Origin of the sequence: Staphylococcus canis (genome assembly GCF_016238445.1) — a bacterium.
Lineage (GTDB): Bacteria > Bacillota > Bacilli > Staphylococcales > Staphylococcaceae > Staphylococcus > Staphylococcus canis.
This window is the reverse complement of sequence record NZ_JABANU010000003.1, coordinates 33,998-47,284: the sequence shown is the minus strand read 5'-3', so window position 1 is coordinate 47,284 and position 13,287 is coordinate 33,998. Positions and strand designations below refer to the sequence as shown.

Here is a 13,287-nt window from a genome sequence, read left to right as displayed (position 1 = left end):
TGGCATCTAAACCTCAGACATTTTCATATTTAAGATGGCGTGTTATTGTAATCATCGAGCAATTGTTTCATATATTTTGCAATTGCTAATTTCATTGTTGGATCTTTCAGTGCGAAACTTAACGTTGTTTTCACAAAACCTTCTTTTTCTCCCACATCATAACGTATACCTTCAAACTCATACGCATATACTTGATCATCTTGATTCAATCGCTCAATGGCATCAGTCAATTGGATTTCTCCACCAGCTCCTGCTTCTTGAGTATCAAGATATTTGAAAATCTGAGGTGTTAAAATATAGCGTCCCATAATTGCTAAATTAGAAGGTGCCGTGCCTGCTTTTGGTTTTTCAACAAATTGTTTAACTTCATAGCGTCTGTTGTGTTGTGAATACGGTTCTACAATACCATAACGGTGCGTTGCTTCATAAGGCACTTCTTGAACACCGATAATAGATTTGCCTGTTTCATCATATTGTTCCATTAATTGTTGAATGGCCGGTTTGTCTGATTGGACAATGTCATCTCCGAGTAACACGGCAAAAGGTTCGTTACCAAAAAATTGACGTGCAGTCCAAATGGCGTGACCAAGCCCTTTTTGTTCTTTTTGTCGCACATAAAAAATATTCGCAAGTGAAGCGGAATGTTGCACTTTCTCTAATAGGTCGAATTTTCCTTTTTCTTTTAGGGTTGATTCTAGTTCTTTTTGATTATCGAAGTGATCTTCAATCGCACGTTTATGTTTTCCCGTCACAATAATAATATCTTCAATACCTGCACGTGATGCTTCTTCAACTATGTATTGAATCGTAGGCGTATCTAATATAGGTAACATCTCTTTAGGCATTGCTTTGGTTGCTGGTAAAAAACGTGTACCTAAACCAGCAGCAGGAATAATAGCTTTCTTGATCTTTGACATTCAAAGTATCCTCCTATTAAAGTGTGATGTTTGATTTCATTATAATATATATTCGGTGATATGACTAAATATTGTGGGAAATATAAAAATACAGGTTAGAAGCCTCATCTCAAAGAGTAAACTACACTATAAAAAATACTAATACGTACAAATTAAAGAAAAAGCACTTTTTCTTATGTTATGGAAGTTTTAAATGAACAAATGCGCTTGAACGCATTTGTAAGAACCACTAACATCTGGAGGCTTAATGTGGTTAGTAACCTTTAAATAAGAGACTCCATATGAAGTGGTTCTTTAGAATTCAAAGCGCTCTCTCAATGACCTTGTGCCATATGTGGTGGGAATATGTGAACGGCATTTCGGAAGCAGGATTCTCGACAGAATTCCATAATGCGCTAAAATTAAAAACCAATTTTTGCGCATTATTCCATTCTGCTTGAATCCTAATCGCTTCCTCAATGACCTTGTGACATATGTGGTGGGAGGCTATGAACGGCATTTCGAGAGCTGAATTCTCAACAGAACTTCGCAATTCTTCAAAATTGTAAACAATTTCTTGAATTGCTATGGTTCTGCTCGAATTCAAAGCGCTCTCTCAATGACCTTGTTAGTACAAGTTGTTTCTTAGGGTTGCTTTTGTTTTGTAGATGATGAGTTGTTTGAGTTCTCGGTGTGCGAGTTGTATTTCTAGTGTTGTGTCTCTGAAGTCATGGATGTTTGTTTGTATTTGAAGTTGGTTGTTCTGATCGATTTCTTTGATGAGATGACTTGGTATATAGTAGCGTTGAATTTCTGATGGGAACATGTATTCAACATTTGATTGTTGATTTTGAAATTGATATGTCGCGACTATATTTTTAGATAGATGTTCAGATTTTATTATTTGATAATGTGTGGTGCCTTTAGAATCTTTATGGTTTTCTACAAAGTGAAACAATGGATCAAATAATAAAATTTGATACGCATGATTGTTTTCGCTCACTAAATATTGATCTGTTAATGTAACGTGTTGATTTTCAAAACGATGAAATAATTCATATATTAATTGAATGGCACTTTTATGAAAATATTGATTGTACAGAGATATCTCTTTTTGCTCGCTTGGCATAAGTGATAAGGATAGACCATTAATATATGAATTAAAAATTGTTAAAAAGTATAAAAATAGCTCAGGATGTTCACTGATATGATGATCAAACAACAACTCAAACAATGATTCATTGATATTAGTTAAAATGATTCGATAATTAGAATGTGGTATCAGTTGAGTTAGATTTTTAATCATCATTTTGACTAAATCGATACCTTCTTTATTTTCATCTTCATTTCGAAGTAGTGACCAATCTAAATCTTTAAAGCCTAACATATAAAAATCAAAAGACATATGATGATCAAAAAGTTGTTGAATCATATGATTTTTTCTTAAGGAATATGGTAAATTAACAATAAGTGTAAATTGATACTTAGGGATAAGTTGATCTAACTGGTGTCTAATGTAATGAATATCATGTAACGATAAATAATCAATGTCCAATACGATATTTAATGTTAACAATGTTTCAGAAATAGAAACACAATGTGTTGCTAAAACTTTAAGCAATGGTTCTAAGAAATGAGATTCTAGTTTTTTTAAGTTTTGGACAGAGTCTATTTTGAAAGCTAAATTAAGTTTTTGATGTTGAATATAATGACATAACCATTCGATTTGTTTTGAATTAAAAAATTCTAATTGACTTACAGATAACTTATTAAAGTATAGATAATATTCATCTTTAAAATCTGAGATATGACTGATTTCATTAATAGTATCCATAATTGATTGAGATTGTGGTGTTTCGAGAAATAAATACTTTTGATTAATATAAGTTGTTGGATTTAATGTCTGTAAGTGTATTGTTGAATGAGATTGATAATCTTTTTGCGATATATGATCAACAAAATAAGCGTCAAAATGTTGTCTATCATAGGGTGAAATATGTAACGCTGGTATTGCTGAATGTAGCGATTTTCGATATTCAATTGGGCTTTGACCAATTAAGTTTTTAAATTGTTTTGAGTAATTTGTATAATTTGTGAATCCGTATTCTAATGAAATATTTTGGATTGTCTCATTTGTAGATAATAATTTGTTGAGTGAAAGATTAATTTGTAATGAGACAATAAAAGTCTTGAAGTTCATGTTTATATATTTATTAAACAAAATAGAAATATAGGATTGAGACACAAAAAAGTGATCCGCAATACTTTTAAGCGCGATGTGTTCATAACGATGTTGATTAATATATTCAGTGACATTAGAAAATAACGCATTTTGCGTTTGTATTTCTGGTATATGCACACGTTCGGTTGACATGTAAGTCTCTTTAAATAATATTGACAGCACATCTTCTAGAAAAATATTTTGTTGTTCATAACTTTCCTCTTTAATGATAGACTGAATCAGCGTTTTTATTCGATTGTGAGATGATAGCCTTTCATGGTTGAAATATCCTAATAAATAATCAGACTGGTATTTTGAAAAAAAGTGTAATGGAATATGAACAATAATTAGTGATTGTGCATTAAACACTTTAACGATGTCATTATGAGTAAATAACGCAACTTGATTATAAAACTTGATTTTTTTACCGTTACATTGAACATCTAAGACATCTTCAAGTGATATCATTAAAGTAACTTCATTAAATATGCGATGTGCTTCTGTCTGATAATGTTTTATAAGTTCAATAGTTACACCTTGCATTGTAGACCTCTTTCAATTTCACAAAATATAATTTGTGAAATCATGTAATAATTTGAATCAATTATAAAAGCGAGAGTTATGTTAGGACAATGGGGATAGGTCTTTATATAAATAAGCATACAATTCTAAAACAAAGACAGTTTTACGAGAGGAAATTATATGAAAAAATCAGATTAGATTTAAAAAATGACATAAATAGGTTAAGAAATACAATATCCATTATTCGAGATATTAAAATTCTAAACCATTATTATGTGAGATGTTTAAAAATTTAGGTTTCATAAATTAAGGAGACAAAAATAAATAAAAAAGCATTACTTTTACTAAAGGGGATATATGATTCTTTTAATAATTTAATATATAGAGAGGATATTAAGTAAAAATTAAAAGGGACAATTAAAAAATGGGATATGATAATTCATATTAATATAAGTAGTTTTTGATATAAGAATTATAGATCAACCATTCATACTGAGGATGGAGGTTGAAAATTATAGATATCATTTAATTTTCAACCTCTATAAAAGTGTTACAATTTATTACTACGCCATAAAAATGTAAACATTATCGCAACTAAAACAATAGAAATGGCAATAATAATAATCCAAGAAAACATACTTTCTGTACTAATTGGTAAAGGTACGTTCATTCCAAAAAAGCTAAAGACGAGTGTTGGTAATGTTAAAAGTACCGTAAATATCGTTAAAGTTTTCATCGTTGTATTTAATTGGTTAGATAATAACGAGGCGTATGAATTAGACATACTTTCAACAATACGCAAATAAAGTTCAGTAGTTTCAACTGCTTGTTGATGCTCATTTTGTAAATCTTCTAGTAATTCCTCATCTTCGTCAAACCGTTTTATAGCAGGTAAGCGAAATAAACGACGAATAGTAGAAGAGTTTGTTTCTAATGATGCTAGAAAATATACTAAACTTTTTTCGATTTCACTAAGTAAATAGAGTCTAGTATTGGTTACACGATGTTGTAGATTATACTCAACTTGGCGACGCTCTTTATTTAAAAGTCTTAAACTGCGATTATATTGTGCAGCCATATCATACATTAATTTGAGTGCAAACTGACTTTTATAACTTAAGTTAATTTGACGATGTGTTAAGTCATCAAAATAGGAGAAAGGCTTCGCACACACAGTGACAACAATATTCTTACCGATAATGATGCCAAGTGGTAATGTTGTAAAACTTTTTAATTTATACTTGTCTGGTTTTGAAATAGGTAAATCACTAATGATTAAGGAGTAACCACTCTCATCATCATATTCAATACGTGAACTTTCTTCGCTATCTAAAGCATCCTCTAAAAAGTCTTTTGGGAAGCCAAATGATTGTATTAATTGTTCAACTTCTTCATGAGTAGGCTTCACAACATTAATCCACTGTGCTTGTTCCCAATCTTCTATTTCTTTAATATATAAATCTGTAGTGTTTTGATAAACAGTAATCAACATTCTTCACCTTCATCGATTTTTTGTTTTAAGTGCTTGATATCTTTGTAACCTTGTCTATATTCCGCAAATCCTTCCATAATTGCGTACCAATCACTTCCGTTATTTGCTTTAATTTGGTTAAAAAGTTCTTTTTGTGCATGTGTTAATGTATCAATTAATGTACTACCTTCAGAAGTTGGGAATAATCGCTTTAAGCGTCGATCTTGTGAGTCAACTTTGTCATATATATAACCCTTTGATTTTAAAAGTTTTAAAGTTGCATGGGAACCTTGCTTAGAAATTTCCAAGTTCTTTAGCAATTGTTTTGTTGTGATACCAGGCAGTTTGTTAATAAAAAATAAAAAACGGTGATGTTGACGGTTTAATCCATACTGAGCAATGATGTCATCAGCTGTTTTTGTAAAAGTTTGATACGCATAATAAAATAAAAAAAGTTCGTAATCGTTATTTTGTGCCATAGGGGAAACATCCTTTTATGTTATTACTTTAACTTATTATAATAGACATTCACAGATATGTCATTGGTATAAAGAATTATATAATTATAAAAAATAAATATAGCATATTTATTAATGTATCGTAAGGATTGTTAATTTTGTGAAGCGACTTAATTAGATGGTTTTTTAATTGAAGCACCTTGGAAATCTTAATGTAATAATAAAAACGTTTTCATGAACGTAAAATTAATATTATCTTAACATTAAATTTACAATTATGCTTCATAATCTATAGTGACACAATTATGATTGACTTATCATTTAAATAATGATTATTTAAACGTGTACAAGCTTTACGTAATTTTTAACTGGGGTGAAATCATGCATATGTCAGTTACAGAGATCGTCTTTTCTTTTCTAGGTGGTCTAGGTATATTTTTATACGGTCTAAAGGTTATGGGAGATGGCCTTCAAGCATCAGCAGGAGATCGTTTACGAAGTATTTTAAACAAATTTACATCTAATCCAGTTCTCGGTGTTATCGCCGGAATGATTGTAACAATTTTAATACAAAGTAGTTCGGGAACAACTGTTATTACGATTGGACTTGTTACTGCAGGTTTTATGACATTAAAACAAGCGATTGGTGTCATTATGGGTGCTAATATTGGAACAACAGTAACATCTTTTCTTATCGGTATTGATCTTGGTGAATATGCAATGCCGATACTTGCACTAGGAGCTTTTTTAATTTTCTTCTTTAAACGTTCACATATTAATAATATTGGTCGTATTTTATTCGGTTTTGGATCTTTATTTTTTGGTTTGGAGTTTATGGGTGGTGCAGTGAAGCCACTTGCAGAACTTCAGAGCTTTAAGGATATCATGTTAGATATGTCGTCGAATCCGTTATATGGTATTTTAGCGGGTGTTGGTTTAACGGCATTAGTTCAAAGTTCTAGTGCGACGATTGGTATTTTGCAAGAGTTTTACGGTCAAGGATTAGTTAATCTCAATGGTGCAATCCCTGTTTTATTAGGAGATAATATCGGTACAACGATTACAGCAGTACTTGCATCACTTGCAGGGTCAATTGCCGCTAAAAGAGCAGCATTTGTACATGTTATTTTTAATATTATTGGTGTAATTATTTTTGCGATCTTTCTTCCTGTTGTTATCCATTTGGTCGAACAGTTACAAGCTGCTTGGCATTTAAAACCGGCGATGAGTATCGCATTCGCGCACGGTGCATTTAACGTGACGAACACATTGATTCAATTACCATTTGTCGGTGTGCTCGCATGGATTGTGACAAAAGTTGTACCAGGTAAAGACGTTACTGAAGATTACAAACCACAACATCTGAATAAAGATTTAGTTTATCATGCACCAGGTGTTGCGTTACAAGAAACACAAAAGGAACTTCAAAATATTGGTCATATCGTAGAATCAATGCTTGAAGATGTAAAAGATCCAGCACAAATTAATAAAAAAGTAGTAAAGACTTTAGAGCAAAAACACCAGGCTGTGGATACTATTAATGATAGCATTCGAAGTTACTTAGTTCGTATTTCTACAAAAGATATTAACAAGAAAGATGTCGAACGTCTCGCAGTTATGTTTGATGTGAATCGTTCTATGCTCAAAGTTTCTGAGTTGATTAAAGAATACAGTACATTGATTGAACGTAAAAAAGACAAAGATATTGTACTAACGGACGATGCGTTTCGTGGCATTGACAAGTTATTCAGATTTGTCACAGAATCTTTCCATAAAGCTTTAGATACACTTGATGTTTACGATACAACTAAAAAAGATGAAGTTGTTGAACGCAGTCAGAAAGCTTTCAATATTGAACACAAATTACGTAAAGGGCATATTAAACGTTTAAATCGTGGAGAATGTTCAACAGATGGTGGATTATTGTACGTTGATGTTATCGCAGTTTTAGAACGTATTGGATACAACGCGCGTAACATTTCTGAATCCATGGTAGGTTTGAATGATGATGTTTCATTAGAAGATGAAGACATCGCAATTGAAGAAGTTTAAAATAATATCAAATTAAGCTAAGTGCTAAGTTTTTTACTTATGTGCTTAGCTTTTTTATATGGATAATTATAAAAAACATGACATTAGTATTGTATTACGCTAAAATTTTGTTATGATTTCATAGTATATATTTTAAAAGAATAAGGAGGTGTTCTGATTGAGACAGTTGAAAGGTTTAGTAGTTATCATAAGTTTCCTTATGTTTTTAGGACTCATGAGTTTGGGTCACATAAATGAAGTGCAAGCACATGCAACATTACAAACTGAAAACCCATCTTCAAACAGTGTTGTACAAAATCAGCCAGACAATATTGAACTCACTTTTAATGAACCAGTTTATACCAAACATACTACATTAAATGTTTATGATGACAAAGGTCAAAAAGTAGCAATGTTAAAACCTAATGAATCTGGACAATCTAAAATTGTGACGTTTAATGCAAAGGATATTGAACGTGGTACATATGCTATTGAATGGGAAACTGTGTCATTAGACGGACATCAAATAGATGGAAAATATCAATTTTCAGTTGGTGAACGAACAGCTGATGGTATTAGTACCCAAGCACCATTTTACACACAAGTTGACTTTTGGTTAGGTCTATCACGATTCATTTTACAGAGTGGGTTGTTATTACTGTTTGGCTATTATATAGTCAATCGATTAGTGAGTTTAGGAGGCGTCCCAACTTATGGCAGCATTGCAAAGTCTAGAGGGATTCTAAGTATTCTAATGATGATTGCGATTGCTACAGGGATTTTATACTTAATGTCGCTACCTAATGATGTGATTACTGAGATTTTAACATTAGAGTTTGCGACTTGGAGACAGTTTCCATTTGTCATATCAATTGTTGTGATACTTATTTTGCTCATTTTATTTGTGCTACGTGATATGGAGTGGATTTGGTATGATTTCATTGCTATTTTAATATTTTTAGGATTAGCGATGTCCGGACATGCATGGGCACAATCTACGCCAATCTATTCAATCATCATACGTGCGATTCACCTTATGGGCATTGCGATATGGTTAGGAAGTATAGTCTATTTAATTAAATATTTAATGAAGCAACCGAAACACTCATATGTTTTGATTTTAAAAGATACGATTTTTAAATTAAATTTGACTGCGGTAGCGTCAATTATTGTAACAGGTATATTAATGTCAATTGATGCAACGAGTTTCTCAGCAATACTCACTAAAGCAACGCCTTATACATTTTTATGGTTATCTAAGATGGTAGTAACGTTTACTATGATGGCTATGGGTGCATATCAAACATTTATTGTTATGAATAAAGAACGTGATATCCGTAAACCTATGTTATATGGAGAGTTAATACTAGGGATCGGTTTAATTTGTGTAGGGGTTATTATGAGTCAAATTGAAATACCACTATAAAGGAGATCAGATTGTGAAGGTTAAAAAATTAGTAGTAAGTTTATTATTGATGTTCATGTTAACAAGTCTTACATATACAGCACAAGCACACGTAACATTAAATCCAGATACTAGTGAACCTGGGTCATATGAAGAGTATCAAGTAAGAGTACCTGTGGAAAAAGATTCGCATACAACAAAACTAGAGCTTGAAGTACCAGAAGGTGTGACTGTATCTAATGTACAACCTGTTGAAGGGTTTAAACATGATTTTACAAAGGATAAAAAAGGAAATATCACAAAAATCACATGGAAAGCTACAGGAAAAGGAATTGGGAAAAATGAATATATGAACTTCCCGATTATCGCAGCTAACCCTGAAGAAGAAGGAACTTTCAAATGGAAAGCTATCCAAACTTATAAAAATGGGGATGTTGTGAAATGGACAAGTGATGATGAAAATAGCGAAACACCAGCACCAACAACAACTGTCAAACAAGGTGAGGATATGAGTAAGACTGAAGAAGCAGATCAATCTACAGGTACTTCTAAGGCGTTATGGGTCATTACAATTGCATCGCTTATCATCGCTTTAATCGCACTCTTTAAGCGTAGAAACTTTACGAAATAAGACAAATAATAGATATTGACACGTGTTTTATGAATTATGATAATGAAGAAGATGACAATTATTAATAGTAGATTGGGGGGAGAGCTATGAGACGAATTTTATACGCGTTTTTAGTGTATACCGCATTAGGACTATTTAGTGGGTTTATTTACCGTGAATTGACATTGCATTACCATTTCACAGGTGAAACTCAAATGAGTGTTTTACATACGCACTTACTGACACTAGGCATGTTTATGTTTTTAATTTTAATCCCAATTGAGAAGTTGTTTAAATTAAGTTCATATTACCTTTTTAATTGGTTCTTTATCATTTATAATCTTGGCGTCCTTATTACTGTTGGCATGCAGTTTACAAAAGGCTATATGCAAATTGTCGGTCAAAATGTATCTGCATCAATATCAGGATTTGCTGGTATCGGACATGTCGTGATTACAGGTGGCTTTATTTTATTATTTTTCTTATTAAGACAAGCCATTATTAAAAATCCAAGATAATAATTACCTCAATAAAAGTTGGCATGCTTCAGGAATTTGAAAAGACATGCCAGCTTTTTTATTTTTATATTAATCAGAATGATAAGGGTAGTGTACATACATCCCTTGAGACGCTGGAGCAGTCATTTGAAACCCAAATTGTTGATATAAATGTTCCGCTGGATGATCGGCGATAAGGCTCACATAAGTTCCAGGTAATTGAACCTCTTCAATAAATGACATAATTTCCTTCATTATCTGTTTACCGTAACCTTGTTTTTGATAATCTGGATGTACTGCAATATCGATAATTTGAAATGCAGTGGCGCCATCTCCAATCACTCTGCCCATTCCAATTAATAAAGTGTCATCATACAGTGTGACATTAAAGCATGCATGTTTTAATCCAATTTCAGCTGCTTCTATCGATTTCTCGCTCATACCGCAAATCTTTCGTAAATGACAATAATCAATCGATGAAGGTGGTATGTTTAATTTTCGAATCTCCATTAGAATCCTCCTTTCTTATAATATTCTCTAAAAAGTGTAGTGTTAATCAAAAAGAGAGGTGTTCTCAAACTGTAAAAACAGTTGAACACCTCTCACACTATTATGATGATAAATTACTACGTTCACGTAAATCTTTTTCAATTTCTTCTAAGCTTCGACCACGTGTTTCAGGTAAGAACTTAATAACAAAGAATAATGCAATAACTCCAATTACTGCGAAAATCAAGAATACTTGTTGAACTTGGAAAATCGAAACAAGTACTGGGAAGAATTGCGCAACGAGTAAGCTACCAATTGAAAGTACTAATGCAGCAATTCCTGTTGCAGCTCCACGTGCACGCATTGGGAATAACTCTGGTAACATAACCCAAAGTACAGGTCCCCAAGAAATACCAAAGAAAATAATAAATGTTGTTAAACAAATCATCATAATCCAAATCGAACTATTTACACCAATTAACCAAATTAAAACACTCATTGTAAGTAATGATGTGACCATCCCAATATTACCGATAACGAGTAGTTTTTTACGGTCAATTTTATCAATAATGAAAATAGCGACTATAGTCACAAGGACGTTTACAACCCCGATGCCGACAGTGCTTAAAATTGAAGTTGAACTTCCTAAGCCAGCACGTTCGAAAATAGAAGGTGCATAGTAAATAATCGCATTGATTCCAATTAATTGTTGTAATAATGCAAAAACACTACCAATAATAATTGTTGAAAGTAACCATGGAGATTTTAAAACAGTCCATGTTCCTTCAGAGATTTCATTAATATGTTTCATATTAGCAATTTCTTTATCAATTTCAGATTCTGGGTAAGTTAACTTCATGACATCACGTGCTGCTTTTTCACCACGTTTTTCAAGTAACCATCTTGGACTTTCTGGCATGAAGATAACACCAATCATTAAAATAAGTGATGGTACTATCGCAAGTCCAAGCATCCAACGCCAACCTTCGATAGGTGCGAAGGCATAGTTAACAAGATAAGATGACAAAATCCCAATCGTAATCATCAATTGATTCAATGAACTCAATGACCCACGTGCATCAGTAGGTGCAAGTTCTGATAAATAAACAGGTACAATTGCAGTAGATCCTCCGACTGCAAACCCAATTACGAGTCGACCGAGTACTAAAATTTCCATTGTCGGTGCGAATGCCAATATTAATGCTCCAATAATAAATATGATAGAAATAATAAATACGAGTCGTCTACGACCTAATTTTTCAGATAATGGTCCACTAAAACCAGAACCGAAGATGGCACCGACTAACATTGACGACACAACTAGACCTTCAGTAAAAGCATTTAACGGAATATCATTTTTTAGATACAGTAATGCTCCTGAAATAACACCCATGTCATATCCGTAAAGAAGACCCCCGAGTGCGCCAATAAAGAAAATTAATTTTTTATTGATTTTCATCCAATTTACCTCCCAAATATTTTGCACATTCAGTATACGCTTTCATATCTGATTAGTAAATGAAAAAAACTGAACGATGAGATATATAGAAAAACTGCGAACACTATGATTGGTTAATATACAGTGCCCGCAGTTTAAAATATGAATTATGATTGATTTTATTGTGAAACCTTCATATCAATAATGATACGACCAAAGTGATCGTCATTTTGTAACAGCTCAAACCCTTTTTCAATGTCATCAAATGGTACAACCGTTTTAATATCATGAAGATGTGCTGGCTTTAAATCTTTAGCTAAGCGACGCCAAATGTGTTGACGACGTTTCATAGGGAAATTAACAGAATCTACACCTATGATACGAATTCCACGTAGAATAAATGGAAATACAGTAGATGAAAATTTAGCACCACTCACATTACCACTTAACGCAACAGCACCATGAGGTTGGATACATTTTAAAATCGACTCAATAGTAGCGCCACCAACTGGATCAATTGCCGCTTGCCATTCGGGTTTAAGCAATGCTTTTTGGCTATCGTTAGAAATACGTGGGATGACTTCGTTTGCACCAAGTTCCTTTAATCTTTCTGCTTTTTTCTCTTGGCCAGTACTAGCGACAGTATGATATCCGATTGCTTTTAACATCATAAGAGCCATTGAACCTACACCACCACTAGCACCTCTTACAAGGATAGGACCATTTGTACTAGAGATTTTGTTATCTTCTAATAATTGTATGGATAGCGCTGCAGTAAAACCGGCAGTTCCAATAATCATCGCTTCTTCAAGCGTTAGATCCTCTGGTAAGTGTACAAGCCAATCTCCATTTAAGCGTGCGATTTCGCTATAACCTCCGTCATGTGATACACCAAGTTCGTATCCTGTCGCAAGTACTTTATCGCCCTTTTGAAAAGAAGGATGACTCGATTCAATGACTGTTCCAGCTAAATCAATACCAGGAATCAGTGGATATTGCCGAATGATTTTATTATTAGGCTGTGTTGCTAAAACATCTTTATAGTTAATACTTGAATAATGAACGCGAATGGTAACATCTCCATCAGGAAGTTGTGTCGTATCGAGTTGTTTAAATTCACCTTTAAACTGATTGTTCTCATTATTGACGACAAATGCTTTAAAATTTTGAGCCATTTCAGATTCCTCCTTGATTACATTTCATACAAAGAATACCAACATCGATTATTTAATTGCAAATTCTAACCATA

Annotated in this window: 11 protein-coding genes; 4 read left to right on the top strand and 7 right to left on the bottom strand. The window is 32.8% G+C overall.

Going from position 1 to position 13,287, the window contains the following annotated elements; translation table 11 throughout:
- Positions 1-29 precede the first annotated feature (29 nt).
- The 4 genes from galU to HHH54_RS01740 all read right to left on the bottom strand — a co-directional run bounded on the left by galU (position 30) and on the right by HHH54_RS01740 (position 5,589).
- Positions 30-917, bottom strand: a complete 888-nt coding sequence (galU, locus tag HHH54_RS01755; protein ID WP_198617109.1) for a UTP--glucose-1-phosphate uridylyltransferase GalU — start codon at positions 915-917, stop codon at positions 30-32.
- Between the two features lie 607 nt (positions 918-1,524).
- Positions 1,525-3,660, bottom strand: a complete 2,136-nt coding sequence (locus HHH54_RS01750; RefSeq protein ID WP_198617108.1) for an AraC family transcriptional regulator — start codon at positions 3,658-3,660, stop codon at positions 1,525-1,527.
- 529 nt (positions 3,661-4,189) lie between these two features.
- The gene (locus HHH54_RS01745) at positions 4,190-5,128 is read right to left on the bottom strand and encodes a magnesium transporter CorA family protein (RefSeq protein ID WP_198617178.1); all 939 of its coding nucleotides are present in this window, start codon (positions 5,126-5,128) and stop codon (positions 4,190-4,192) included.
- Positions 5,125-5,589, bottom strand: a complete 465-nt coding sequence (locus tag HHH54_RS01740; protein WP_198617107.1) for a MarR family winged helix-turn-helix transcriptional regulator — start codon at positions 5,587-5,589, stop codon at positions 5,125-5,127. Before HHH54_RS01740 ends, HHH54_RS01745 begins: the two co-directional genes overlap by 4 nt.
- A 366-nt stretch (positions 5,590-5,955) precedes the next feature.
- Between HHH54_RS01740 and HHH54_RS01735 the strand changes: the two genes are divergently transcribed.
- From HHH54_RS01735 to HHH54_RS01720, 4 genes are all read left to right on the top strand, one after another.
- Complete coding sequence (locus HHH54_RS01735; protein ID WP_198617106.1) at positions 5,956-7,620, top strand: Na/Pi cotransporter family protein; 1,665 nt, start codon at positions 5,956-5,958, stop codon at positions 7,618-7,620.
- Between the two features lie 157 nt (positions 7,621-7,777).
- A complete protein-coding gene (locus HHH54_RS01730; protein ID WP_232796203.1) occupies positions 7,778-9,025 on the top strand; it encodes a copper resistance CopC/CopD family protein in 1,248 nt (415 codons plus the stop codon).
- A 49-nt stretch (positions 9,026-9,074) separates the two neighbouring features.
- Complete coding sequence (locus HHH54_RS01725) at positions 9,075-9,635, top strand: YcnI family protein (RefSeq protein WP_198617176.1); 561 nt, start codon at positions 9,075-9,077, stop codon at positions 9,633-9,635.
- Positions 9,636-9,721: 86 nt separating this feature from the next.
- Positions 9,722-10,132, top strand: coding sequence for a DUF2871 domain-containing protein (locus tag HHH54_RS01720; RefSeq protein ID WP_198617105.1), 411 nt, complete (start codon positions 9,722-9,724; stop codon positions 10,130-10,132).
- Positions 10,133-10,201: 69 nt separating this feature from the next.
- Here the strand turns inward: HHH54_RS01720 and HHH54_RS01715 are convergent, their stop codons facing one another.
- The 3 genes from HHH54_RS01715 to HHH54_RS01705 form a co-directional block, all read right to left on the bottom strand.
- The gene (locus tag HHH54_RS01715; protein WP_232796202.1) at positions 10,202-10,621 is read right to left on the bottom strand and encodes a GNAT family N-acetyltransferase; all 420 of its coding nucleotides are present in this window, start codon (positions 10,619-10,621) and stop codon (positions 10,202-10,204) included.
- Between the two features lie 100 nt (positions 10,622-10,721).
- Entirely contained in the window at positions 10,722-12,059 is a 1,338-nt protein-coding gene (gene glcP, locus HHH54_RS01710; RefSeq protein WP_198617104.1) for a glucose transporter GlcP, read from the bottom strand.
- A gap of 158 nt (positions 12,060-12,217) precedes the next feature.
- On the bottom strand, positions 12,218-13,213 hold the full coding sequence (locus tag HHH54_RS01705; protein WP_198617103.1) for an oxidoreductase: 996 nt from the start codon (positions 13,211-13,213) through the stop codon (positions 12,218-12,220).
- Positions 13,214-13,287 lie beyond the last annotated feature (74 nt).